We start from the raw sequence: 22,786 nt of genomic DNA, 5'->3' as shown, positions 1-22,786 counted from the left end.
GGTCAGCCCTCGGCCACCGGCACCCGCAACCGGCGGGTCAGATCGGCGCGGCGGGCGTACTCGGCCGGGTCGGCCGGGTAGCCCACAGCGACCAGGGCGAGGCCGTGCGCGGGCGCCACAGTCACCTCGCTGGAGCGCTCACGCCGGGTCAGCAGGCCGGCCGGCCACTGCACCGGCCGCCGCCCGTCACCGGCCACCAGCATCGCCCCGACCAGGCTGCGCACCATGTTCTGGCAGAACGCGTCGGCCTGCACGGTGGCGACCAGGATCCCGTCCGGGTCGCGCCGCCAGTCCAGCCGGGTCACCTCGCGCAGCGTGGTGGCGTTCTCCTTGCGCCGGCAGTACGCGGCGAAGTCGTGCTCGCCCACCAGCCCGGCCGCGGCGGCGTTCAGCGCCGCGAGGTCCAGCGGCTTCGGCCAGGCCAGGGTGTCCCGGCGGCGCAGCGGCTCGGCGCCCCACGGGGCGTCGGTGACCCGGTACTCGTAACGCCGGAACGTGGCCGAGAAGCGGGCGTCGAAGTCGGCCGGCACCTCGGTCATGGCGCGTACCCGCACATCCGGCGGGAGGAGCCGGGCCAGCCGGCGCAGCAGCCGCCCCTCGTGCTCCCGCCACACCGCGGCGGGCAGGTCGAGGTGGCAGACCTGCCCGGTGGCGTGCACCCCGGCGTCGGTACGCCCGGCCACCGTCAGGCCGGTCGCCGTGCCCGCGCCGAGCACCAGGTCCAGCGTCTGCATGAGCACGCCGGCCACGGTGCGCCGGGTCGGCTGGGGCGCCCAGCCGGAGAAGTCCGTGCCGTCGTACGAGACGTCCAGCCGCAGCCGGATCCGCTCGTCCACCTCGTACCTCCTGTCGACGGCGACGGGCCCGGCACCCCCGAGGGGATGCCGGGCCCGGTCGAGCCTGATCTCAGGCCTTGTCGTTCTCGGTGGCCTCGTCGCTGTCCTCGCGGGCGGCGGCGGTGTCACCCGACGCGGAGACCGGGGCCTCGGCGTCCTGGTCGCCCTCGCTGGAGCGCGGCTTCTCCTCGGCCGGGGCCAGGGCCTCGACCTTGTCCTGCTGCGCGGCCTTGCGGGCGGCGGTCTTCTTGTTCGCCTTCGGCTCGGCGACCTGAAGCTCCTCCACCAGCTCGATGATCGCCATCGGAGCGGCGTCACCCTTGCGCGGACCGGTCTTCACGATCCGGGTGTAGCCACCGTTGCGGTTGGCGTACCGGGGCGCGATCTGGTCGAACAGGGCGTAGACCACGTCCTTGTCCTTGACGACGCCCAGCACCCGGCGACGCGAGGCGAGGTCGCCGCGCTTGGCCTTGGTGATGAGCTGCTCGGCCAGCGGACGCAGCCGCCGGGCCTTCGTCTCGGTGGTCTGGATCTTGCCGTGCTGGAACAGCGCGGTGGCCAGGTTGGCCAGCATCAGCCGCTCGTGCGCGGGGCTGCCGCCGAGGCGGGGGCCCTTGGTGGGCGTGGGCATGCTTGGTGCTCCTCAGGTGTGGCGGCAGCGCGGACTAGAGCTGCTCGGTCTCGCGGTAGTCGTCGGTGTCGTAGTCCGCCTCACCGAAGGCGTCCACGACGTGCGCCGGGTCGAAGTTCGGAGCCGAGTCCTTCAGCCCCAGGCCCATCCCGGCGAGCTTCATCTTGACCTCGTCGATCGACTTCTGGCCGAAGTTGCGGATGTCGAGGAGGTCGGCCTCGGTACGCCCGATGAGCTCACCAACGGAGTTGATGCCCTCGCGCTTGAGGCAGTTGTAGGAGCGGACGGTCAGGTCCAGCTCCTCGATCGGCAGGGCCAGGTCGGCCGCCAGCTGGGCGTCCTGCGGGGACGGCCCGATGTCGATGCCCTCAGCGGTCTCGTCCAGCTCACGGGCGAGCCCGAACAGCTCCACCAGCGTCGAGCCGGCCGAGGCCAGCGCGGTACGCGGGCCCATCGACGGCTTGGTCTCGACGTCGATGATCAGCCGGTCGAAGTCGGTCCGCTGCTCGACACGGGTCGCCTCGACCCGGTACGTCACCTTGAGCACCGGCGAGTAGATCGAGTCGACCGGGATCCGGCCGATCTCGGCGCCCGCCTGCTTGTTCTGCGCCGCGGTGACGTAGCCGCGACCCCGCTCGACGGTCAGCTCCATGTCGAGCCGGCCCTTGCCGTTGAGGGTGGCGAGCTTCAGGTCCGGGTTGTGCACCGAGACACCGGCCGGGGGCTGGATGTCACCGGCGGTCACGTCGCCCGGGCCCTGCTTGCGCAGGTACATGCTGACCGGCTCGTCGTGCTCGGAGCTGACGCACAGCTCCTTGATGTTCATGACGAGCTCGACCACGTCCTCCTTGACCCCGGGGATCGTGGTGAACTCGTGCAGCACACCGTCGATCTTGATCGAGGTGACCGCCGCACCGGGGATGGAGGACAGCAGCGTACGCCGCAGCGAGTTGCCCAGCGTGTAGCCGAAGCCGGGCTCCAGCGGCTCGATGGTGAACCGGGAGCGGGTCTCGTTGATCGACTCTTCGGAGAGAGACGGTCGCTGGCTGATGAGCATCTTTTCTCTTCTCTTCCGGGGCGCCCGCTATTTGACGCCCACGACACAACTGTTCCGGTGGCCCGCCCCGGAGGACGGGCCACCGCAACGAGCCCTTACTTGGAGTAGAGCTCGACGATCAGCTGCTCCTGGACCTGGGTGTCGATCACCTGGCGGGCCGGGAGCGAGTGCACGAGGATCTTCAGCTGGCTCGGGATCGCCTCCAGCCACGCCGGAACGGTCCGCGAGCCGGCCTCACCCTGCGCCACGAGGAACGGGGTGAGCTCCTTGCTCTTGGCACGCACCTCGACGATGTCGTGCTCCTTGACGCGGTACGACGGGATGTCGACCTTCTTGCCGTTCACCGTGAAGTGGCCGTGCTTGACCAGCTGGCGGGCCATGTCCCGGGACTTGGCGTAGCCGGCCCGGTAGACCACGTTGTCCAGCCGCGACTCGAGGATCTGCAGCAGGACCTCGCCGGTCTTGGCCTCCTTGCTCACGGCCTCTTCGTAGTAGCCGCGGAACTGCTTCTCCAGCACGCCGTAGACACGACGGGCCTTCTGCTTCTCACGAAGCTGGAGCAGGTACTCCGTCTCCTTCGTGCGGCCGCGGCCGTGCTGCCCGGGCGGGAACGGCCGGGACTCGAACGGGCACTTCGGGCCATCGCACTTGCTGCCCTTGAGGAACAGCTTCATCTTCTCCCGCCGGCAACGGCGGCAGTCAGCACCGGTGTAACGAGCCATCTCTCTCTAACCTCTCAGACCCGGCGACGCTTCGGCGGACGGCAACCGTTGTGCGGCTGCGGCGTGACGTCGGAGATCTGCCCGACCTCGAGGCCCACTGCCTGCAGCGAACGGATGGCGGTCTCCCGGCCGGAGCCGGGGCCCTTGACGAACACGTCGACCTTGCGCATGCCGTGCTCCATCGCGCGGCGCGCGGCGGCCTCGGCGGCGAGCTGCGCGGCGAACGGAGTCGACTTGCGGGAGCCCTTGAAGCCCACCTGGCCGGAGGAGGCCCAGGAGATGACCGCACCGGTCGGGTCCGTGATGGACACGATGGTGTTGTTGAAGGTGCTCTTGATGTGCGCCTGCCCGTGGGCGACGTTCTTGCGTTCCTTGCGCCGGACCTTCTTGACGGCGGCTCCGGCACGAGCCTTCGGTGGCATAAGTCTGTGCGCTCCTAGTTACTTCTTGCCGGGCTTCTTCTTGCCGGCCACGGTCCGCTTCGGGCCCTTCCGGGTCCGCGCGTTGGTCTTGGTGCGCTGGCCACGCACGGGCAGACCGCGGCGGTGCCGGATACCGGCGTAGCAGCCGATCTCGACCTTGCGGCGGATGTCAGCGGCGACCTCGCGGCGCAGGTCGCCTTCAACCTTGTAGTTGCCCTCGATGTGGTTCCGGAGCTCGACGAGCTCCTCGTCCGTGAGGTCCCGAACGCGCTTGTCCGGCGAGATGCCGGTCGCGGCGAGCGTCTCCAGGGCGCGGGTGCGACCGACCCCGAAGATGTAGGTGAGCGCGATCTCCATCCGCTTCTCGCGGGGGAGATCCACGCCGACTAGACGTGCCATGTGCGGGCGTACTCCTCGTGATGTTGTGGCGGAGGTGTGGACCCGTCCCACCCCGCTACCCGACCGTCCCTGTCCTTCCGGCGACGAACGCCGGCGACCGGGACGGGTCGCTGCCCGAGCGGGCCCCGGCCTCCGACCGGGGGTCAACCACGAGGGGGTACGCGCTGCGCGCCCGACCGCGGCTGGGACGAGTTGGTGATGTGTGGGGCGTCAGCCCTGGCGCTGCTTGTGGCGCGGGTCGGTGCAGATGACCATGACCCGGCCGTGCCGGCGGATCACCCGGCACTTGTTGCAGATCCTCTTGACGCTCGGCTTGACCTTCACGGTTGCCTTACTTCCCATCTGGCCCGGAGGCGCGACGCAGCGCGACCCGGACGTCGAAGACGGACACGGGAACGTCCCGGCCGCCGTCAGGCTTACTTGTAGCGGTAGACGATGCGCCCGCGGGTCAGGTCGTACGGCGAGAGTTCGACGACGACCCGGTCCTCCGGCAGGATGCGGATGTAGTGCTGCCGCATCTTGCCGCTGATGTGAGCCAGCACCTTGTGACCGTTCGCGAGCTCCACCCGGAACATGGCGTTCGGCAGGGGCTCGATGACCCGACCCTCGATCTCGATGGCTCCGTCTTTTTTCGGCATGTCCTCCGCTGTCCTGACGTCGGTTACTCCGGACGGCCCACAACGTCTTACACGGGAGAACTGACCAAGATCAGGAAACCCGCGCCAGCCGCGGCTCCGACTCCCACCGAAGCGCAGGGTGGGCATGGCGGAGTGGACGCTGTGCGCCGATCTGAAAGTGTACGCCGACCCGCGCGCGCTCGCCAAACCGACCGGCGGGACCGTCACCCGCAGGGCGTGAATATGACACAGCTCACGTCTCCGGCAGCTCCCGCTTCGCCCGGCGGCGCGCCTCCCGCTCGACCTGCTTGCGCCGCCGGCGCTCCGCGTCCTTCTCCGGCGCGCCGTGCGCCAGCCCCTGGATCGTCTGGTAGAGCACCACGGCGCCCCACGGGCCGAGCACCCAGATCGGCCAGTAGTCGTCGAACTCGCCCTCACCCAGCTGGGAGACGAACCAGATCGCGGTGAGGATCAGGGCCACCTTCAGCCAGGGCCCCCACACCCCCAGCAGCCAGACGCTGCGCGTGCTCACGGCCGCCTGGTCCCGATCAACCGCCGGGCTCTTCCCGGCCGTGCGCGGAGCCGGCAGCGAAGTCTCCGCCGGCCGGGAACCGGGCAGGTCGGTCAGCAGCTCGTCCAGCTCGCCGTAGGTCTTCGCCCCGTACGCCCGGCGCAGCCGCTCGTCGTACTCGTTCAGGTCGAGCCGGCCCTCGTTCAGCGCCGCCCGGAGACGATCCGCGGTGGCCTCCCGGTCCGCGTCGGCCGCCCGCATCCGGTTGCGCTCATCCATGGGAGCAAGCATGTCATCCGGCCGCCAGGCCCGCAGCACGGCGCCCGGGACGGGCGTGCGCCCGCTCAGACCGCCGGAGAGTCGACAGACGTCTGCCGGGCGGTCACCAGGTCGCCCAGGCGACCCCGTCCGCCGTCCTCGGCGGTCAGCACCCACACGCCGTCGTCCAGCAGCGCCATCGAGTGCTCCACGTGCACCGCCATGGAGCCGTCCCGGGTCACCACGGTCCAGCCGTCGGCCAGCTCGACCGTACGCGGCGAACCCATGGTGATCATCGGCTCGATGGCGAGCGCCAGGCCCGGCACCAGACGCGGCCCCTTGCCGGGGCGCCCGTGGTTGAGCACGTGCGGGTCCTGGTGCATCTCAGTGCCGATGCCGTGACCGCCGTAGCCGTCGACGATGCCGTACCGGCCGCCCTTGCGGACCGCGCTCTCGACCGCGTGGGAGATGTCGGTGAGCCGGCCCTTGCCCGAGGCCGCCCCGCGCGCCGCCGCCGCGATCCCGGCCCACATCGCGTCCTCGGCCACCGCCGTCATCCTCAGCAGCGCCGGGTCGACCTCGCCGACCGGCACCGTGACGGCCGCGTCGCCGTGCCAGCCGTCCAGCACCGCGCCGCAGTCGATCGAGATCAGGTCACCCTCGCGCAGCACCTGCTGCGGCGACGGGATGGCGTGCACCACCTGCTGGTTGACCGAGGAGCAGATCGACGCCGGGAAGCCGTGGTAGCCCTTGAAGGACGGCACCGCGCCGGCCTCGCGGATCGTCGACTCGGCGATCGCGTCCAGGTCTGCCGTCGACACGCCCGGCGCCACCGCTTCCCGCATCCGGCGCAGGGCACGGGCGACGACCAGACCGGCGGCCCGCATCAGCTCGATCTGCTCGGGGGTCTTCAGCTGGATGTCCAGCTGGTGACGGCGCATGGTGGTGGCTACCTTTCGTCGCGCGTACGCGGAGCAGCGGGGCACGTCGCACGTACCCCGCTGTTCGCACTCTATCCGCCGGGTGGCGGGTGGGACCTCAGCCGCCGTACGAGCGCAGCGCGTCGATGGCGCGGACGGTGACGTCCTCCACCGGACCGGTCGCGTCGATGCCGACCAGCTTGCCCTGGGCGCCGTAGTAGTCGACCAGCGGCGCGGTCTTCTCGGCGTACTCGCGCAGCCGGGCGGCGATGGTCTCCGGCTTGTCGTCGTCCCGCTGGAACAGCTCCGCGCCGCAGCGGTCGCAGATGCCCTCCCGGCTGGTCGCGTCGAACTCGACGTGCCAGATCTTGCCGCAGCCCCGGCAGGTGCGCCGGCCGGACAGCCGCCGGATCACCTCGTCGTCGTCGACGACCAGTTCCAGGACCAGGTCCAGCGCGGTGCCGAGGTCGGCGAGGAGCTTGTCCAGCGCGGCGGCCTGCGGCGTGGTCCGCGGGAAGCCGTCGAGCAGGAAGCCCTCGCTCGCGTCCGGCTCGGCGAGCCGGTCACGCACCATGTTGATGGTGACCTCGTCCGGGACCAGCTTGCCGGCGTCCATGTACCGCTTGGCCTCGACTCCCAGGGGCGTGCCCTGGGAGACGTTCGCCCGGAAGATGTCACCGGTCGAGATCTTCGGCACCGAGAGGTGAGCGGCGATGAACTCCGCCTGTGTGCCTTTGCCCGCGCCCGGCGGGCCAACCAGAACGAGTCGCATCTACCGCAGGAACCCTTCGTAGTTCCGCTGCATGAGTTGGCTTTCGATCTGCTTCACGGTCTCCAGACCGACGCCAACCATGATCAGCACAGCGGTGCCGCCGAACGGGAAGTTCTGGAACTGCTGGTTGTCCAGCCAGATGAAGAAGAAGTTCGGCAGGATCGCGACGATGCCCAGGTAGAGCGCGCCCGGCAGGGTGATCCGGCTGAGGATGAAGTCGAGGTACTCGGCGGTCGGCTTGCCGGGGCGGATACCCGGCACGAAGCCGCCGTACTTCTTCATGTTGTCCGCGACCTCGGTCGGGTTGAACGTGATCGACACGTAGAAGTACGTGAAGAAGATGATCAGCAGGAAGTAGATCGCGATGTGCTCCGGCGCGCTCGCCTTCACGATGTGGTTCTGGATCCACGCCTGGACCTTGCCCGGGTCGTTCTGATCGAAGAACTGGAGCGCGAGCTGCGGCAGGTAGAGCAGCGACGAGGCGAAGATGACCGGGATGACGCCGGCCTGGTTCACCTTCAGCGGGATGTAGGTCGAGGTGCCGCCGTACATCCGCCGGCCGATCATGCGCTTGGCGTACTGCACCGGGATGCGGCGCTGCGCCTGCTCGATGAACGTGACAGCGGTGATGACCACCAGCACCAGGGCGATGACGAGGAGGAACATCCCCCAGCCCTTGGTGGTCTTGATCTTCCAGCCCTCACTGGGGAGCCGGGCCGCGATCGAGGTGAAGATCAGCACGGACATGCCGTTGCCGACGCCCCGGTCGGTGATCAGCTCGCCGAGCCACATCACCACGCCGGTGCCGGCGGTCATGGTCATGACCAGGATCGTCAGCGTCAGCCAGTCCGGGATGCCGGTGCCGCGGGGCACGATCGGGAACTGGTCGCACTGGTTGTTGAACAGCTGCCCGGAGCGGGCCAGCGCCACGAACGCCGAGGCCTGCAGAACGCCCAGACCCAGCGTCAGGTAGCGGGTGTACTGCGTGATCTTGGCCTGCCCGGCCTGGCCCTCCTTGCGGAGCTGCTCCAGGCGCGGGATCACCACCGTCAGCAGCTGCAGGATGATCGACGCGGTGATGTAGGGCATGATGCCCAGCGCGAAGACCGAGAGCTGGAGCAGCGCGCCACCGGAGAAGAGATCCAGCAGGTTGAGCACGCCGGTGCTGCCACCCTGGATGGTGTCGAGACACTTCTGCACGTTGCCGTACGAGACGCCTGGGCTGGGCATCGTGGCGCCCAGCCGGTAGACCGCGATGATGCCTACTGTGAACAGCAGCTTCTTGCGCAGGTCAGGCGTACGGAACGCACTGAGAAAGGCGGACAGCAACTTCTTCCTCCTGCGCGACGCGGGCCGCCGGTGACGAATCCTGGCGGGGCGGGGTGGTGTGGCCGGGCGGCGTGCCCGGATTCCATGGCTGGGAACGGACTCTAACAGTCCGATCCCCCTCCGGGCAGATGTGCCCGGCTACATAAAACGAATCCGATGTTACCCGGCGCACACGTGGCCGGTAGACCATGGCGCCCGCCCAGTTGCGAACAACTGAGCGGGCGCCATGAACATCGCCTTACAGCTCGGTGACCGAGCCACCGGCGGCGGTGATCTTCTCCTTGGCCGACGCGCTGAACGCGTGCGCCGAGACCTGGAGAGACACGCCACCGAGGTCGCCGGTGCCGAGCACCTTGACCGGGTGACCCTTGCGGACCGCGCCGGCCTCGACCAGCTCGACCGGGCCGACCTGGCCGCCGTTCGGGAACAGCTCGGCCAGCCGGTCCAGGTTGACCACCTGGAACACGACCTTGAACTTGTTCTTGAAGCCCTTCATCTTCGGCAGGCGCATGTGGATGGGCATCTGCCCACCCTCGAACGCCGGCGAGATGTTCTTCCGGGCCTTCGAACCCTTGGTACCGCGACCGGCGGTCTTGCCCTTCGAGCCCTCACCGCGACCCACGCGGGTCTTGTCGGTCTTGGCACCCGGAGCCGGACGCAGGTGGTGCACCTTGATCGTCATTACTCGACCTCCTCGACCTTCACGAGGTGGTTGACCGTGAAGATCATGCCGCGGATCTCCGGCCGGTCCTCCTTGACCACCACGTCGTTGATCCGCTTGAGACCGAGCGAACGCAGCGAGTCACGCTGGTTCTTCTTGGTCCCGATCTCGGACCGGACCTGGGTGACCTTCAGGCGTGCCATCAGGACGCCACCCCCGCCCGCGACGCCAGCATGGCGGCCGGCGCGACGTCCTCGACCGGCAGACCACGACGGGCCGCGACCTGCTCCGGGGACTCGAGCCCCTTCAGGGCCGCCACCGTGGCGTGCACGATGTTGATCGGGTTGGACGAGCCGAGGCTCTTGGAGAGCACGTCGTGGATGCCCGCGCACTCCAGCACGGCACGCACCGGACCACCGGCGATGACACCCGTACCGGCGGAGGCCGGCTTGAGCAGCACCACACCGGCCGCGTCCTCGCCCGTGACCGGGTGCGGGATCGACTGACCGATCCGCGGCACCTTGAAGAAGTGCTTCTTGGCCTCCTCGACACCCTTGGCGATCGCCGCGGGCACCTCCTTGGCCTTTCCGTAGCCCACACCGACGGTGCCGTCGCCGTCGCCCACGATCACCAGGGCGGTGAAGCTGAAGCGACGACCACCCTTCACGACCTTGGCGACGCGGTTGATCGCGACGACCCGCTCGAGGTGCGGGGTCTTCTCGACGGGCGCGTTTCCGCGGCCGCCCTCACGGCGGTTGTCGCGGCGACCACCCTCGTTGCCACCGGACCCGCCGCCACGGCGCTGTTGACCTGGCATCAGCAGCCTTCCTTCTCTCTCGTGACGGGGTTTCTAGAACTCGAGCCCGGCTTCGCGGGCGGCGTCGGCAAGCGCGGCGACACGCCCCGCGTACCGGTTGCCACCGCGGTCGAAGACGACCTTCGAGACGCCGGCGGCCTTGGCGCGCTCGGCGAGCAGGGCGCCGACCTTGCCGGCCAGGGCGCTCTTGTCGCCCTCGGCGCCGCGCAGCGAGGCGTCCATGGTCGAGGCTGACGCCAGGGTGTGACCCTTGGTGTCGTCCACGACCTGGGCCACCATGTGCCGCAGGGAGCGGGTGACGACGAGGCGGGGACGCTCGGCGGTGCCGCTGACGTTCTTGCGGACCCGGAAGTGCCGACGCGCACGCCCGACGGCACGCTTGGCGGCGACGCCGCGGCGGCGCTTGAGCAGCGTGGCGCTCACTTCTTACCTGCCTTTCTCACGGCCTCACGGCCGGCGGACGACCTCGCCCGGGTGTTGATGGCCGCGGTCACTTCTTGCCCGCCTTACCAGCCTTGCGGCGGATGACCTCGCCCTGGTACTTCACGCCCTTGCCCTTGTAGGGCTCCGGCGGGCGGATCTTCCGGATGTTGGCGGCGACCTCACCGACCTGCTGCTTGTCGATGCCGGCCACGTGGAACAGCGTCGGCTTCTCGACCGTGAAGGTGATGCCCTCCGGCGCCGGCACGAGGACCGGGTGCGAGAACCCGAGCGCGAACTCCAGGTCCTTGCCCTTGGCGGTCACGCGGTAACCGGTGCCGGCGATCTCCAGGCTCTTGCGGTAGCCCTCGGTCACGCCGACGATCATGTTGGCCACCAGCGTCCGGCTCAGGCCGTGCAGCTCCTTGGCCTTGCGCTCGTCGTTGGGCCGGTTGACGTGCAGCTCGCCGTCCTCGCCCCGCTCCGCCGTGATCGGCTCGGCCAGCACGTGGCTCAGTTCGCCCTTGGGGCCCTTGACCTTGACGGTCCGGCCGTCGATCGTGATGTCGACGCCGGCAGGCACCGGGATCGACTTACGTCCAATACGCGACATTTCTACCTGTCTCCCGTTACCAGACGAAGGCGAGGACTTCCCCGCCAACGCTCCGCTTGCGGGCCTGCCGGTCGGTGAGCAGCCCCTGGGACGTCGAAATGATCGCCACGCCCAGCCCGCCGAGCACCCGCGGGAGCCCGTCCGACTTGGCGTACACCCGGAGACCGGGCTTGGACACGCGCTTGATGCCGGCCAGGCTCCGCTCGCGGTTCTGGCCGTACTTCAGCTCGACGACCAGTCGCTTGCCGACGGCGCCCTCCTCGGGCTCCTCGACCGACCAGGTGGCGATGTAACCCTCGGCCTTGAGGACCTCGGCGATGTTCGCCTTGATCTTCGAGTAGGGCATCGTCACCCGGTCGTGGTACGCCTGGTTGGCGTTACGCAGACGCGTGAGCATGTCTGCGATCGGGTCGGTCATCGTCATGAAAACTCGTCAACCTTTCTCGCCGGGGTTCCCCGGGCCAGGCCCGGGGCCTACGGCGAAGAGACAGTTCAGCTGACGCGCCGGAGCGCGCCGGGCTATTACCAGGAAGCCTTGGACACGCCGGGCAGCTCACCGCGGTGGGCCATCTCCCGGATGCACACCCGGCAGAGACCGAACTTGCGGTAGACCGCCTTCGGACGCCCGCACCGCTGGCAGCGGGTGTACGCGCGAACCGAGAACTTCGGCTTCGCGGCCGCCTTGAGGATCAGCGCCTTCTTGGCCATCTCAGTTCTCCTTGAACGGGAAGCCCAGGAGCTTGAGCAGCGCCCGGCCCTCGTCGTCGGTCGTGGCGGTCGTGACCACCGTGATGTCCATGCCCCGCTGGCGATCGATCTTGTCCTGATCGATCTCGTGGAACACCGACTGCTCGGTCAGGCCGAACGTGTAGTTGCCGTGCCCGTCGAGCTTGCGCCCGTCCAGGCCGCGGAAGTCGCGGATACGCGGCAGCGCGATCGAGAGCAGCCGGTCCAGGAACTCCCACATCCGGTCGCCGCGGAGGGTGACCTTCGCGCCGATCGGCATGCCCTCGCGGAGCTTGAACTGCGCGATGGACTTGGTGGCCCGCCGGACCTGCGGCTTCTGGCCGGTGATGGTGGCCAGGTCGCGAACGGCCCCGTCGATCAGCTTGGCGTCGCGAGCAGCCTCGCCGACACCCATGTTAACGACGATCTTGACCAGCCGCGGCACCTGCATCGGGTTGGCGAACTCGAACTGCTTCTGCAGCTCGGCCACCACCTCGTTGCGGTACCGCTCCTTGAGGCGCGGCAGGGTCTTGGTTTCGGTAGCCGTGGTCATCAGAGGTCCTTACCGGTGCTACGCGCGATGCGGACCTTCTGGCCGTTGTCGTCGATCCGGTAGCCGACGCGGGTCGGCTTGCCGTCGGAGTCCAGGACCATCACGTTCGAGACGTGGATCGGGGCCTCCTGGGTGACGATGCCACCGGTCTTGGCGCCACGCTGGGTGGTGCTGATACGGGTGTGCTTCTTGACCCGGTTCACGCCCTCGACCAGGACCTTGTCCTGCCGCGGGTAGGCCGCGATGACCTTGCCCTTGGCACCCTTGTCCTTGCCGGCGATGACGACGACCGTGTCGCCCTTCTTGACCTTCACGGTCACAACACCTCCGGCGCGAGAGAGATGATCTTCATGAACCGCTTGTCCCGCAGCTCCCGGCCGACCGGGCCGAAGATACGGGTACCGCGCGGGTCCCCACCGTCCTTGATGATGACGGCGGCGTTCTCGTCGAAGCGGATGTACGACCCGTCCGGCCGCCGCTTCTCCTTGGCGGTCCGAACGACGACAGCCTTGACGACGTCGCCCTTCTTCACACCGGCACCGGGGATCGCGTCCTTGACGGTCGCCACGATGACGTCGCCGATGCTCGCGTAGCGCCGACCGGAGCCGCCGAGCACCCGGATGCACAGGATCTCCCGGGCACCCGTGTTGTCGGCGACGCGCAGTCGCGACTCCTGCTGAATCACGTCTATCTCCTATGTCTGCCGGTTCTCCGGCCGCTCGGGGCGGCCGGAGCCTGGCGGAACCTGCGCCCGACCGAGACCCGGCCGAGCTCGAGCCTTCGCTACTTGGCCTTCTCGAGGATCTCCACGAGCCGCCAGCGCTTGGTGGCGGACAGCGGCCGGGTCTCCATGATCAGGACCCGGTCGCCGATGCCGGCCGAGTTCTGCTCGTCGTGCACCTTCAGCTTGCTCGTACGGCGCATGATCTTGCCGTACAGCGCGTGCTTGACGCGGTCCTCGACCTCGACCACGACGGTCTTGTCCATCTTGTCGCTGACCACGAGGCCCTCGCGAACCTTGCGGCGGGCCCGCGCGGGGGCGGTGGTGTTCTCACTCATGATGCAGTCACCTCAGTCGGCGCGGCCGAGAGACCCAGCTCACGCTCACGCATGATCGTGTAGATCCGGGCGATCTCCCGACGGATGACCTGCAGCCGCCGGTTGTTGTCCAGCTGCCCGGTTGCGGCCTGCACGCGGAGGTTGAACAGCTCCGCCTTAGCCTCGCGCAACTTCGTGACCAGCTCCTCCTCGGAGAGCTCACGCAGCTCGGAGGGCTTGACGCCCGCTGCCATCAGGATTCACCCACTTCGCGCGTAACAATGCGGCACTTCATCGGGAGCTTGTGGATCGCGCGACGCATCGCCTCTCGCGCGATCTGCTCGTTGGGGAAGGACATCTCGAAGAGAACCCGCCCCGGCTTCACGTTGGCGACCCACCACTCGGGCGAACCCTTACCGGAACCCATCCGGGTCTCGGCCGGCTTCTTGGTGAGGGCCTGGTCCGGGAAGATCGTGATCCAGACCTTGCCGCCACGCTTGATGTGACGGGTCATCGCGATACGCGCCGACTCGATCTGGCGGTTGGTCACGTACGCCGGCTCGAGAGCCTGGATCCCGAACTCGCCGAACACCACCCGGTTACCACCCTTGGACGCGCCGCTGCGGTCCGGGTGGTGCGGCTTGCGGAAGCCCTTCGGGGGCTTGCGCGGCATCAGCATCTGTCAGCCCTCCTGCTGCGTTTCTGCCGGCTGGTTACCGACCGGAGCCGAGGCGGCTGCGGCGACAGCGCTGCTGTCGACCGGCTCACCGGCCGGCGTCTCCGCCTGCTGCGCGATGGTGGTCGCGGCAGCCCGGCCGGCCTCGGTGCCACCGGCGGTCGTACCGGACGAGCCCGAGCGGCCACGGCGCGGCCGGTCCGGCCGGTCGCCACGGTCGCGGCGCGGGCCGCGCGACGGGGCGGCCTCGGCCGGGGCCTCGCGGCCCGGGACGGCGTCGCCCTTGTAGATCCAGACCTTCACGCCGATCCGGCCGAAGGTGGTACGGGCCTCGAAGAAGCCGTACTCGATGTTGGCCCGCAGCGTGTGCAGCGGAACCCGGCCCTCGCGGTAGAACTCGGTCCGGCTCATCTCGGCGCCGCCGAGACGGCCCGAGACCTGAACCCGGATGCCCTTGCAGGCGGGGTTCTTCATCGCGGACTGCATCGCCTTGCGCATGGCCCGACGGAAGCTGACCCGGCTGGACAGCTGCTCGGCAACGCCCTGGGCGACCAGCTGCGCGTCCGACTCGGGGTTCTTGACCTCGATGATGTTCAGCTGGACCTGCTTGCCGGTGAGCTTCTCCAGCTCGCCGCGGATCCGGTCGGCCTCCGCACCCTTACGGCCGATGACGATGCCCGGCCGGGCGGTGTGGATGTCGACGCGGACCCGGTCCCGGGTGCGCTCGATGTCGACCTTGGAGATGCCGGCGCGCTCGAGGCCCTTGGACATCATGCGGCGGATCTTGACGTCCTCGCCGATGTAGTCCTTGTAGAGCTTGTCCGCGAACCAGCGGGACTTCCAGTCGGTCGAGATGCCGAGCCGGAACCCGGTCGGGTGAACCTTCTGACCCATTACTCGGCACCCTCCGTCGTGCTCTGCTCCTCGGCGGCCGGCTTGGCCGGAGCGGCCTTCTTCGCCGACTTCTTCGGCGCGGCCGGCGCGACCGCCTCGACCGCCACGGTGATGTGGCAGGTGCGCTTGCGGATCCGGTACGCCCGGCCCTGCGCACGCGGCCGGAACCGCTTCATGGTCGGGCCCTCGTCGACGAACGCCTCACTGACGAGCAGCGCGTCGGGGTCCAGCCGCTCGTTGTTCTCCGCGTTGGCGATCGCGCTCGCGAGCACCTTGTACACCTGCAGCCTGCGCGCGAACTGCAGCACCGTGAGCGCCTCCTTCGCGGGCAGGCCGCGGACGAGGTTGACCACCCGGCGCGCCTGCGCGCCTTCATCGGCGAGATGCGCACGTGCCGCGCAACCGCCCGCGCGCCCGGAAGCACCGGAGCGTCGCCCTTTCCTGGCATCGCTGTAACCCCTTGTTCCTCTATCCGTATGCCCGCGGCGTCAGCGCCGGCGGCTCTTCCGGTCGTCCTTCTCGTGACCCTTGAACGTGCGGGTCAGCGCGAACTCGCCGAGCTTGTGCCCGACCATGGCCTCGGTCACGAAGACCGGGACGTGCTTGCGTCCGTCGTGCACGGCGATCGTGTGACCCAGCATCTCCGGGATGATCGTCGAGCGGCGCGACCAGGTCTTGATCACGTTCTTCGAGCCCTTGTCGTTCTGCGTCTCCACCTTCTTGAGCAGGTGGTCGTCGACGAACGGGCCCTTCTTCAGGCTGCGAGGCATGTCTTATCTCCCTCAGCCGCGCTTACGCGTGGCGTAGCGGCGGCGGACGATCAGCCGGTCGCTCGGCTGGCCCTTACGACGGGTGCGGCCCTCGGGCTTACCCTGCGGGTTGACCGGGTGGCGACCACCGGAGGTCTTACCCTCACCACCACCGTGCGGGTGGTCGACCGGGTTCATCGCGACACCACGGACGGTCGGGCGCTTGCCCTTCCACCGCATACGGCCGGCCTTACCCCAGTTGATGTTCGACTGGTCGGCGTTGCCGATCTCGCCGATGCTGGCGCGGCAGCGCACGTCCACACGCCGGATCTCACCGGACGGCATACGCAGGGTCGCGTACGCGCCCTCACGGCCGAGCAGCTGGATGCCGACGCCGGCCGAGCGGGCCAGCTTGGCGCCGCCACCCGGACGCAGCTCCACGTTGTGGATGGTGGTACCGACCGGGATGTTGCGCAGCGGCAGGTTGTTGCCCGGCTTGATGTCGGCGCCCGGACCGGACTCGACGCGGTCGCCCTGCTTCAGGTCCTTCGGCGCGATGATGTAGCGCTTCTCGCCGTCGGCGTAGTGCAGCAGCGCGATGCGCGCGGTGCGGTTCGGGTCGTACTCGATGTGGGCGACCTTCGCCGGCACGCCGTCCTTGTCGACCCGCTTGAAGTCGATCAGACGGTACTGGCGCTTGTGACCGCCGCCGTGGTGCCGCGTGGTGATCCGGCCGTGGGCGTTGCGTCCGCCCTTCTTCGGCAGCGGAGCCAGCAGCGACTTCTCGGGCGTCGCCAGCTGGGAATTGTCGGACGCCGAGCAGCTGGATGCCGACGCCGGCCGAGCGGGCCAGCTTGGCGCCGCCACCCGGACGCAGCTCACGTTGTGGATGGTGGTACCGACCGGGATGTTGCGCAGCGGCAGGTTGTTGCCCGGCTTGATGTCGGCGCCCGGACCGGACTCGACGCGGTCGCCCTGCTTCAGGTCCTTCGGCGCGATGATGTAGCGCTTCTCGCCGTCGGCGTAGTGCAGCAGCGCGATGCGCGCGGTGCGGTTCGGGTCGTACTCGATGTGGGCGACCTTCGCCGGCACGCCGTCCTTGTCGACCCGCTTGAAGTCGATCAGACGGTACTGGCGCTTGTGACCGCCGCCGTGGTGCCGCGTGGTGATCCGGCCGTGGGCGTTGCGTCCGCCCTTCTTCGGCAGCGGAGCCAGCAGCGACTTCTCGGGCGTCGACCGGGTGATCTCGGCGAAGTCGGCAACGCTCGAGCCACGCCGGCCCGGCGTCGTCGGCTTGTACTTACGGATAGCCATTGTCTACACCCCTCAGCTGACCGGGCCGCCGAAGGCCTCGATACGGTCACCGTCAGCCAGCTTCACCATCGCGCGCTTGGTGTCCTTGCGCTTGCCGAACCCGGTACGGGTCCGCTTGCGCTTGCCCTCGCGGTTGAGCGTGTTGACCGTCAGGACGCGGACGTTGAAGATCTGCTGGATAGCGATCTTGATCTCGGTCTTGTTGGCGTCCGGGTGCACCAGGAAGGTGTACCAGTTGCGGTTCAGCTCGCTGTAGCTCTTCTCCGAGACGACCGGCGCGACGATGACGTCACGCGGATCGGCGATCGTGCTCACTTGCCATCCTCCTCGGTGGTCTCGGCGGGAACGCCCAGGAACTCGTCCAGGGCCTCCTTGGTGAAGACCACGTCGTCGGCCACCAGCACGTCGTAGGTGTTGAGCTGGCCGGCCTCGATCAGGTGCACCCGGCTGTCCCGCGCGTTGCGCAGGTTCCGCAGCGACACCCAGTTCAGCTCGTCGGTGCTGCTCAGCACGACCAGGACCCGACGGGCCTGGGTCAGCTTGGTCAGCGTGGCCAGGGCCGCCTTGGTGGACGGCTTCTCGCCCGAGACGAACGCCTCGACGACGTGCACCTGGCCGGCGCGGGCCCGGTCGGAGAGGGCGCCACGCAGGGCGGCTGCCTTCATCTTCTTCGGGGTGCGCTGGCTGTAGTCGCGCGGCACCGGGCCGTGGACCACGCCACCGCCGGCGAACTGCGGCGCGCGGGTCGAGCCCTGGCGGGCACGACCGGTGCCCTTCTGCTTGTACGGCTTCTTGCCTCCACCGGAGACCTCGCCGCGGGTCTTCGTCTTGTGCGTGCCCTGGCGGGCCGCCGCGAGCTGGGCCACCACGACCTGGTGCATCAGGGCGATGTTGGCCTGCGCGTCGAAGATGTCGGCCGGCAGCTCCACGGAGCCGCTCTTGGCGCCTTCGACGTTGATCACGTCAACGGTGGTCACTTGGCCGCACCGCCCTTCTTCACCTTCGCCTTGGCCGCGGTGCGGACCAGGACCAGCGCGCCCTTCGGGCCAGGGATGGCGCCGCGGACGAGCAGGAGGTTGTTCTCGGTGTCGACCGCCTGGACGGTCAGGTTCTGGACGGTGTAGCGCACGCCACCCATCCGGCCCGCCATCCGGGTGCCCTTGAAGACGCGACCCGGGGTCGCGCAGGCGCCGATCGAGCCGGGCGAGCGGTGCTTGCGCTCGACACCGTGGCTGGCGCGCAGACCGTGGAAGCCGTGCCGCTTCATCGGGCCGGCGTAGCCCTTGCCCTTGGTCTTGCCGGTCACGTCGATCACGGCGCCGGCCGGGAACTCCTCGACCGTGACCTCCTGGCCGGGCGCGTAGTCCGCGGCGTCGGAGGTGCGCAGCTCGACGATGTGCCGGCGCGGCGCGACGTCCGCCTTGGCGTAGTGCCCGGCGATCGGCTTCTTGACCTTGCGCGGGTCGATGACCCCGTACGCCAGCTGGACCGCGGAGTAGCCGTCCTTGTCGGCGCTACGAACCTGGCTCACGACGCACGGGCCGGCCTGAACCACGGTCACGGGCACAACCTTGTTGTTGTCCCAGACCTGGGTCATGCCGAGCTTGGCGCCCAGGATCCCCTTGACTTGCCTGTCCATTTGTCCGGTCCCTACAGCTTGATCTCGATGTCGACGCCAGCCGGCAGGTCGAGGCGCATGAGCGAGTCGACCGTCTTCGGGGTCGGGTCGATGATGTCGATCAGACGCTTGTGCGTACGCATCTCGAAGTGCTCGCGCGAGTCCTTGTACTTGTGCGGCGAGCGGATGACGCAGAAACGGTTGATCTCCGTGGGCAGCGGCACCGGGCCAGCGACCTGCGCCCCGGTACGCGTCACCGTCTCGACGATCTTCCGAGCCGAGGAGTCGACGACCTCGTGGTCATAGGCCTTGAGCCGGATGCGGATCTTCTGTCCCGCCATGGTGGCTTCTGTTCCTTCTCTCGATGCCGCTGTGTTGCGGGCGCCTGTACCGGCTGGCACAGGCCCACTTCCGCCGACCCCCGCGGTCGGGCGTGTCGCGCCCGTGGGCCAGGCTCCGCCCCGGGACTCCGGAGCGATTCTCTGACCACGCGGTGGGTCATGGCGCCGATCGCGGGGGCCGCGACCTGGACGCCGCGCGAGGGTGGTTGACCGCCGATGGCGATCAACCACCCTACGCGAGACAGTCTGACTCCCGGAGGTCCAGCGTTAACCGGACGCAGGCGACCGACTGTCGTTACGCAACCTGACTAGTATGCCGCACGACCGGCGGCGACGCTAATCGGGGTTACCCAGCTCACTTGATGATCTTGGTGACGCGACCCGCGCCGACCGTACGACCACCCTCGCGGATCGCGAACTTCAGGTTCTCCTCCATGGCGATGGGCTGGATCAGCTTCACCGTCATCGAGGTGTTGTCGCCCGGCATGACCATCTCGGTGCCCTCGGGCAGCGTGACGACGCCGGTGACGTCCGTGGTCCGGAAGTAGAACTGCGGGCGGTAGTTCTGGAAGAACGGGGTGTGCCGGCCGCCCTCCTCCTTGGAGAGGATGTAGACCGTCGCCTCGAACTCCGTGTGCGGGGTCGTGGTGCCCGGCTTGATGACGACCATGCCGCGCTCGACGTCCTCGCGCTTGATGCCGCGCAGCAGCAGACCGACGTTCTCACCCGCGCGGGCCTCGTCGAGCAGCTTGCGGAACATCTCGATGCCGGTGCAGGTGGTCTTCATCGACTTCTCACGGATGCCGACGATCTCCACCTCCTCGTTCGGCTTGAGGATGCCGCGCTCGGCGCGACCGGTCACCACGGTGCCGCGACCGGTGATCGTGAAGACGTCCTCGATGGGCATGAGGAACGGCTTCTCGGTCTCGCGCTCCGGCTGCGGGATCGCGGTGTCCACGGCGTTCATCAGGTCCAGGAGCTTCCCGGTCCACTCCGGGTCACCCTCCAGGGCCTTCAGCGCCGAGACCCGGACGACCGGCAGGTCGTCACCCGGGTACTCCTGCGAGGAGAGCAGCTCACGGACCTCGAGCTCGACGAGCTCCAGGAGCTCCTCGTCGTCGACCATGTCGCTCTTGTTGAGCGCCACGACGATGTACGGCACACCGACCTGACGGGCCAGCAGCACGTGCTCGCGGGTCTGCGGCATCGGGCCGTCGGTCGCCGCCACCACCAGGATCGCGCCGTCCATCTGCGCGGCACCGGTGATCATGTTCTTGATGTAGTCGGCGTGACCGGGGCAGTCGACGTGCGCGTAGTGACGCGCCTCGGTCTGGTACTCGACGTGCGCGATGGAGATCGTGATGCCGCGGGCCTTCTCCTCCGGCGCCTTGTCGATCTCGTCGAACGGCGTGTACGGGTTCAGGTCCGGGTACTGGTCGTGCAGGACCTTGGTGATGGCCGCCGTCAGCGTCGTCTTACCGTGGTCGATGTGACCAATGGTGCCGATGTTGACGTGCGGCTTAGTCCGCTCGAACTTCGCCTTCGCCACTGGTGTCCTCCTGTGGACTTTCTTGGTTCGTTCGCCCCGGCGCGCCGTTCGGCGCTTAGGACTCTGTCGACAGCCTTTCCGGCCGGAAGGCCGGAGAGCTTTTGTGGGTTCTGCGGCGATGAAGCCTACAGGCCCGGTCTCACGCAATCCGATCGAGGTGGCCGCGGGCGGGAGAACCCTCCCGCGACCGCCCTCGTGTCATCGGATCAGCCGAGGGTGAGTGTCACTCACCCGTCGCCTTGGCGATGATCTCCTTGGCCACCGAGTTCGGAACCTCGGCGTAGGAGTCGAACTGCATGCTGTAGCTAGCCCGGCCCTGGGTCTTCGACCGCAGGTCGCCGACGTAGCCGAACATCTCCGACAGCGGCACCAGGGCCCGGACGACGCGAGCGCCGCTGCGCTCCTCCATCGCCTGGATGATGCCACGCCGGGAGTTGAGGTCGCCGATGACGTCACCCATGTTCTCCTCAGGAGTGGTGACTTCAACGGCCATCATCGGCTCGAGGAGAGCGGGGTCGGCCTTGCGGGCCGCCTCCTTCATCGCCATCGAGCCGGCGATCTTGAACGCCATTTCCGACGAGTCGACCTCGTGGTACTGGCCGTCCACCAGGGTGAGCTTGACGCCCACCAGGGGGAAGCCGGCGAGGATGCCGTACTGCATGGCGTCCTGCGCGCCCGCGTCCACCGAGGGGATGAACTCCCGGGGGATGCGGCCACCGGTCACGGCGTTGGCGAACTCGTAGGTCGGGGCCTCGTTGCCGAGCGGCAGCGGCTCCACGCTGATGATCACGCGGGCGTACTGGCCGGAGCCACCGGTCTGCTTCTTGTGGGTGTACTCGACCTTCTCCACCGCGCGGCGGATGGTCTCGCGGTACGCCACCTGCGGCTTACCGATGTTCGCCTCGACGTTGAACTCGCGGCGCATCCGGTCGACCAGGATGTCCAGGTGCAGCTCGCCCATGCCGGAGATGACCGTCTGACCGGTCTGGTCGTCCAGCTTGACGCGGAAGGTCGGGTCCTCCTCGGCCAGCCGCTGGATGGCGGTGCTGAGCTTCTCCTGGTCGGCCTTGGTCTTCGGCTCGATGGCCACCTCGATGACCGGCTCCGGGAAGGTCATCGACTCCAGGATGACCGGGTTCGCCGGGTCGCACAGCGTGTCACCGGTGGTGGTCTGCTTCAGACCCTGCACCGCGATGATGTCGCCGGCCTGGGCGGAGCTGCGCTCCTCCCGCTTGTTGGCGTGCATCTGGTAGATCTTGCCGATCCGCTCCTTGCGGTCCTTGGTGGAGTTGATCACCTGAGAACCGGACTCGAGCGTGCCGGAGTAGATCCGGACGTACGTCAGCTTGCCGAGGTGCTTGTCGGTCTGGATCTTGAAGGCCAGGCCGGAGAACGGCTCGGAGACCGAGGGCTTCCGCTGCAGCGGGGTCTCGCCGTCGGTGGCCGTACCCTCGATCGCCGGGATGTCCAGCGGCGAGGGCAGGTACGCGACGACCGCGTCCAGCATCGGCTGGATGCCCTTGTTCTTGAAGGCGGTACCGGTGAGGACCGGGTTGGCCTTGCCGGCGATGGTGGCCCGGCGGATGGCGGCCTTGATCTCGTCGGCCGAGATCTCCTCGCCCTCGAGGTACTTCTCCATCACCGAGTCGTCGACGTCGGCGAGGGTCTCCATCAGCTTCTCGCGCCACTCCGCGGCGGAGTCGGCGAGGTCGGCCGGGATCTCCTCGACCGCGTAGTCCTCACCCTTCTGGGTCTCGCCGCGCCAGGTGAGCGCACGCATCTCGACCAGGTCGACCACACCGATGAAGTCGGACTCGGCGCCGATCGGGATCTGGAGCACCAGCGGGGTGGCGTTGAGCCGGTCGATCATCATCTGCACGCAGCGGAAGAAGTCGGCGCCGGTCCGGTCGAGCTTGTTGACGAAGCACATCCGGGGGACGTTGTACTTGTCCGCCTGCCGCCAGACGTTCTCCGTCTGGGGCTCCACGCCGGCCACGCCGTCGTAGACCGCGACCGCACCGTCCAGAACCCGCAGCGACCGCTCGACCTCGACCGTGAAGTCGACGTGGCCGGGCGTGTCGATGATCTGGATCGTGTGGCCCTTCCACTCGCACTTGGTGGCGGCGGAAGTGATGGTGATACCGCGCTCCTGCTCCTGCTCCATCCAGTCCATGACGGCGGCGCCCTCGTGGACCTCACCGATCTTGTACGTGATGCCGGTGTAGAACAGGATTCGCTCGGTGGTAGTGGTCTTACCGGCATCGATGTGGGCCATGATGCCGATGTTGCGTACGTTGGCGAGCGCGTCTGCGGCGGCCACTTCAATCCCTACTTATCGTCGTC

34 protein-coding genes and 1 pseudogene are annotated in these 22,786 nt (G+C 68.5%); all 35 read right to left on the bottom strand.

Annotated elements, in window-relative coordinates; all coding sequences use genetic code 11:
• Positions 1-2: 2 nt before the first annotated feature.
• Complete coding sequence (gene truA / locus MCBG_RS23525) at positions 3-836, bottom strand: tRNA pseudouridine(38-40) synthase TruA (RefSeq protein WP_043328248.1); 834 nt, start codon at positions 834-836, stop codon at positions 3-5.
• 70 nt (positions 837-906) lie between these two features.
• Positions 907-1,467: a 50S ribosomal protein L17 gene (gene rplQ / locus MCBG_RS23520; RefSeq protein WP_030501600.1), complete on the bottom strand. Its 561-nt coding sequence runs from the start codon at positions 1,465-1,467 to the stop codon at positions 907-909.
• Between the two features lie 34 nt (positions 1,468-1,501).
• Complete coding sequence (locus tag MCBG_RS23515; protein ID WP_007073009.1) at positions 1,502-2,524, bottom strand: DNA-directed RNA polymerase subunit alpha; 1,023 nt, start codon at positions 2,522-2,524, stop codon at positions 1,502-1,504.
• Positions 2,525-2,619: 95 nt separating this feature from the next.
• Positions 2,620-3,246 (bottom strand): 30S ribosomal protein S4, encoded by a 627-nt coding sequence (rpsD, locus tag MCBG_RS23510; protein WP_018784565.1) that lies wholly within the window; start codon positions 3,244-3,246, stop codon positions 2,620-2,622.
• A 14-nt stretch (positions 3,247-3,260) separates the two neighbouring features.
• Positions 3,261-3,668 carry a 30S ribosomal protein S11 gene (gene rpsK, locus MCBG_RS23505; RefSeq protein ID WP_013288613.1) on the bottom strand — a complete coding sequence of 136 codons (408 nt, stop codon included), beginning with the start codon at positions 3,666-3,668 and terminating at the stop codon, positions 3,261-3,263.
• A gap of 18 nt (positions 3,669-3,686) precedes the next feature.
• On the bottom strand, positions 3,687-4,067 hold the full coding sequence (gene rpsM / locus MCBG_RS23500; protein ID WP_013288614.1) for a 30S ribosomal protein S13: 381 nt from the start codon (positions 4,065-4,067) through the stop codon (positions 3,687-3,689).
• A 210-nt stretch (positions 4,068-4,277) separates the two neighbouring features.
• The gene (gene rpmJ, locus MCBG_RS23495) at positions 4,278-4,391 is read right to left on the bottom strand and encodes a 50S ribosomal protein L36 (protein WP_012184307.1); all 114 of its coding nucleotides are present in this window, start codon (positions 4,389-4,391) and stop codon (positions 4,278-4,280) included.
• Between the two features lie 92 nt (positions 4,392-4,483).
• Positions 4,484-4,705 carry a translation initiation factor IF-1 gene (gene infA, locus MCBG_RS23490; RefSeq protein ID WP_007073013.1) on the bottom strand — a complete coding sequence of 74 codons (222 nt, stop codon included), beginning with the start codon at positions 4,703-4,705 and terminating at the stop codon, positions 4,484-4,486.
• Positions 4,706-4,937: 232 nt separating this feature from the next.
• Positions 4,938-5,456: a DUF1707 SHOCT-like domain-containing protein gene (locus tag MCBG_RS23485; protein WP_043330929.1), complete on the bottom strand. Its 519-nt coding sequence runs from the start codon at positions 5,454-5,456 to the stop codon at positions 4,938-4,940.
• Between the two features lie 83 nt (positions 5,457-5,539).
• On the bottom strand, positions 5,540-6,394 hold the full coding sequence (gene map, locus MCBG_RS23480) for a type I methionyl aminopeptidase (RefSeq protein WP_030501602.1): 855 nt from the start codon (positions 6,392-6,394) through the stop codon (positions 5,540-5,542).
• Between the two features lie 97 nt (positions 6,395-6,491).
• Positions 6,492-7,145: an adenylate kinase gene (locus tag MCBG_RS23475; protein ID WP_030501603.1), complete on the bottom strand. Its 654-nt coding sequence runs from the start codon at positions 7,143-7,145 to the stop codon at positions 6,492-6,494.
• Positions 7,146-8,474, bottom strand: coding sequence for a preprotein translocase subunit SecY (gene secY / locus MCBG_RS23470; protein WP_043328244.1), 1,329 nt, complete (start codon positions 8,472-8,474; stop codon positions 7,146-7,148).
• 238 nt (positions 8,475-8,712) lie between these two features.
• A complete protein-coding gene (gene rplO / locus MCBG_RS23465; protein WP_018784561.1) occupies positions 8,713-9,156 on the bottom strand; it encodes a 50S ribosomal protein L15 in 444 nt (147 codons plus the stop codon).
• Positions 9,156-9,338 (bottom strand): 50S ribosomal protein L30, encoded by a 183-nt coding sequence (gene rpmD, locus MCBG_RS23460; RefSeq protein WP_013473693.1) that lies wholly within the window; start codon positions 9,336-9,338, stop codon positions 9,156-9,158. The genes rplO and rpmD overlap by 1 nt, the downstream gene beginning before the upstream one ends.
• Positions 9,338-9,952: a 30S ribosomal protein S5 gene (gene rpsE / locus MCBG_RS23455; protein WP_013288621.1), complete on the bottom strand. Its 615-nt coding sequence runs from the start codon at positions 9,950-9,952 to the stop codon at positions 9,338-9,340. Before rpsE ends, rpmD begins: the two co-directional genes overlap by 1 nt.
• Positions 9,953-9,985: 33 nt before the next feature.
• Positions 9,986-10,375, bottom strand: coding sequence for a 50S ribosomal protein L18 (gene rplR / locus MCBG_RS23450; RefSeq protein WP_030501605.1), 390 nt, complete (start codon positions 10,373-10,375; stop codon positions 9,986-9,988).
• A gap of 67 nt (positions 10,376-10,442) precedes the next feature.
• Complete coding sequence (gene rplF, locus MCBG_RS23445) at positions 10,443-10,985, bottom strand: 50S ribosomal protein L6 (protein ID WP_013288623.1); 543 nt, start codon at positions 10,983-10,985, stop codon at positions 10,443-10,445.
• A gap of 16 nt (positions 10,986-11,001) precedes the next feature.
• Complete coding sequence (gene rpsH / locus MCBG_RS23440; protein WP_013288624.1) at positions 11,002-11,409, bottom strand: 30S ribosomal protein S8; 408 nt, start codon at positions 11,407-11,409, stop codon at positions 11,002-11,004.
• A 98-nt stretch (positions 11,410-11,507) separates the two neighbouring features.
• Positions 11,508-11,693, bottom strand: a complete 186-nt coding sequence (locus MCBG_RS23435; RefSeq protein ID WP_007073023.1) for a type Z 30S ribosomal protein S14 — start codon at positions 11,691-11,693, stop codon at positions 11,508-11,510.
• Position 11,694: 1 nt separating this feature from the next.
• Positions 11,695-12,264: a 50S ribosomal protein L5 gene (rplE, locus tag MCBG_RS23430; protein ID WP_018784556.1), complete on the bottom strand. Its 570-nt coding sequence runs from the start codon at positions 12,262-12,264 to the stop codon at positions 11,695-11,697.
• Positions 12,264-12,584, bottom strand: a complete 321-nt coding sequence (gene rplX / locus MCBG_RS23425; protein ID WP_013288626.1) for a 50S ribosomal protein L24 — start codon at positions 12,582-12,584, stop codon at positions 12,264-12,266. Before rplX ends, rplE begins: the two co-directional genes overlap by 1 nt.
• The gene (gene rplN, locus MCBG_RS23420) at positions 12,581-12,949 is read right to left on the bottom strand and encodes a 50S ribosomal protein L14 (protein ID WP_007073026.1); all 369 of its coding nucleotides are present in this window, start codon (positions 12,947-12,949) and stop codon (positions 12,581-12,583) included. The genes rplX and rplN overlap by 4 nt, the downstream gene beginning before the upstream one ends.
• Positions 12,950-13,047: 98 nt before the next feature.
• Positions 13,048-13,323, bottom strand: coding sequence for a 30S ribosomal protein S17 (gene rpsQ, locus MCBG_RS23415; protein ID WP_030501606.1), 276 nt, complete (start codon positions 13,321-13,323; stop codon positions 13,048-13,050).
• Positions 13,320-13,556: a 50S ribosomal protein L29 gene (rpmC, locus tag MCBG_RS23410; RefSeq protein WP_013288628.1), complete on the bottom strand. Its 237-nt coding sequence runs from the start codon at positions 13,554-13,556 to the stop codon at positions 13,320-13,322. Before rpmC ends, rpsQ begins: the two co-directional genes overlap by 4 nt.
• Positions 13,556-13,981, bottom strand: a complete 426-nt coding sequence (gene rplP, locus MCBG_RS23405) for a 50S ribosomal protein L16 (RefSeq protein ID WP_007465292.1) — start codon at positions 13,979-13,981, stop codon at positions 13,556-13,558. Before rplP ends, rpmC begins: the two co-directional genes overlap by 1 nt.
• Before the next feature lie 3 nt (positions 13,982-13,984).
• Positions 13,985-14,872, bottom strand: a complete 888-nt coding sequence (gene rpsC, locus MCBG_RS23400; RefSeq protein ID WP_013473694.1) for a 30S ribosomal protein S3 — start codon at positions 14,870-14,872, stop codon at positions 13,985-13,987.
• Positions 14,872-15,320 (bottom strand): annotated as a pseudogene (rplV, locus tag MCBG_RS23395) (50S ribosomal protein L22). Before rplV ends, rpsC begins: the two are co-directional and overlap by 1 nt.
• 40 nt (positions 15,321-15,360) lie before the next feature.
• A complete protein-coding gene (rpsS, locus tag MCBG_RS23390) occupies positions 15,361-15,642 on the bottom strand; it encodes a 30S ribosomal protein S19 (RefSeq protein ID WP_007073032.1) in 282 nt (93 codons plus the stop codon).
• A 12-nt stretch (positions 15,643-15,654) separates the two neighbouring features.
• Entirely contained in the window at positions 15,655-16,503 is an 849-nt protein-coding gene (gene rplB, locus MCBG_RS23385; protein ID WP_369799324.1) for a 50S ribosomal protein L2, read from the bottom strand.
• A 444-nt stretch (positions 16,504-16,947) separates the two neighbouring features.
• The gene (rplW, locus tag MCBG_RS23380) at positions 16,948-17,250 is read right to left on the bottom strand and encodes a 50S ribosomal protein L23 (RefSeq protein WP_013288632.1); all 303 of its coding nucleotides are present in this window, start codon (positions 17,248-17,250) and stop codon (positions 16,948-16,950) included.
• Positions 17,247-17,912, bottom strand: a complete 666-nt coding sequence (gene rplD / locus MCBG_RS23375; RefSeq protein WP_013288633.1) for a 50S ribosomal protein L4 — start codon at positions 17,910-17,912, stop codon at positions 17,247-17,249. Before rplD ends, rplW begins: the two co-directional genes overlap by 4 nt.
• Positions 17,909-18,574 (bottom strand): 50S ribosomal protein L3, encoded by a 666-nt coding sequence (gene rplC, locus MCBG_RS23370; RefSeq protein ID WP_030501609.1) that lies wholly within the window; start codon positions 18,572-18,574, stop codon positions 17,909-17,911. The genes rplD and rplC overlap by 4 nt, the downstream gene beginning before the upstream one ends.
• Positions 18,575-18,585: 11 nt before the next feature.
• Positions 18,586-18,894 (bottom strand): 30S ribosomal protein S10, encoded by a 309-nt coding sequence (gene rpsJ / locus MCBG_RS23365; protein ID WP_007073037.1) that lies wholly within the window; start codon positions 18,892-18,894, stop codon positions 18,586-18,588.
• Positions 18,895-19,249: 355 nt separating this feature from the next.
• Entirely contained in the window at positions 19,250-20,443 is a 1,194-nt protein-coding gene (gene tuf / locus MCBG_RS23360) for an elongation factor Tu (RefSeq protein WP_013288635.1), read from the bottom strand.
• Between the two features lie 223 nt (positions 20,444-20,666).
• Complete coding sequence (fusA, locus tag MCBG_RS23355; RefSeq protein WP_030501610.1) at positions 20,667-22,763, bottom strand: elongation factor G; 2,097 nt, start codon at positions 22,761-22,763, stop codon at positions 20,667-20,669.
• Between the last annotated feature and the right edge of the window lie 23 nt (positions 22,764-22,786).

It is taken from the genome of Micromonospora sp. M42, from assembly GCF_000568915.1.
Taxonomy (GTDB): Bacteria; Actinomycetota; Actinomycetes; order Mycobacteriales; family Micromonosporaceae; genus Micromonospora; species Micromonospora chalcea.
Note: the sequence above shows the minus strand (reverse complement) of the source record. Positions and strands in the feature narration are given on the sequence as shown.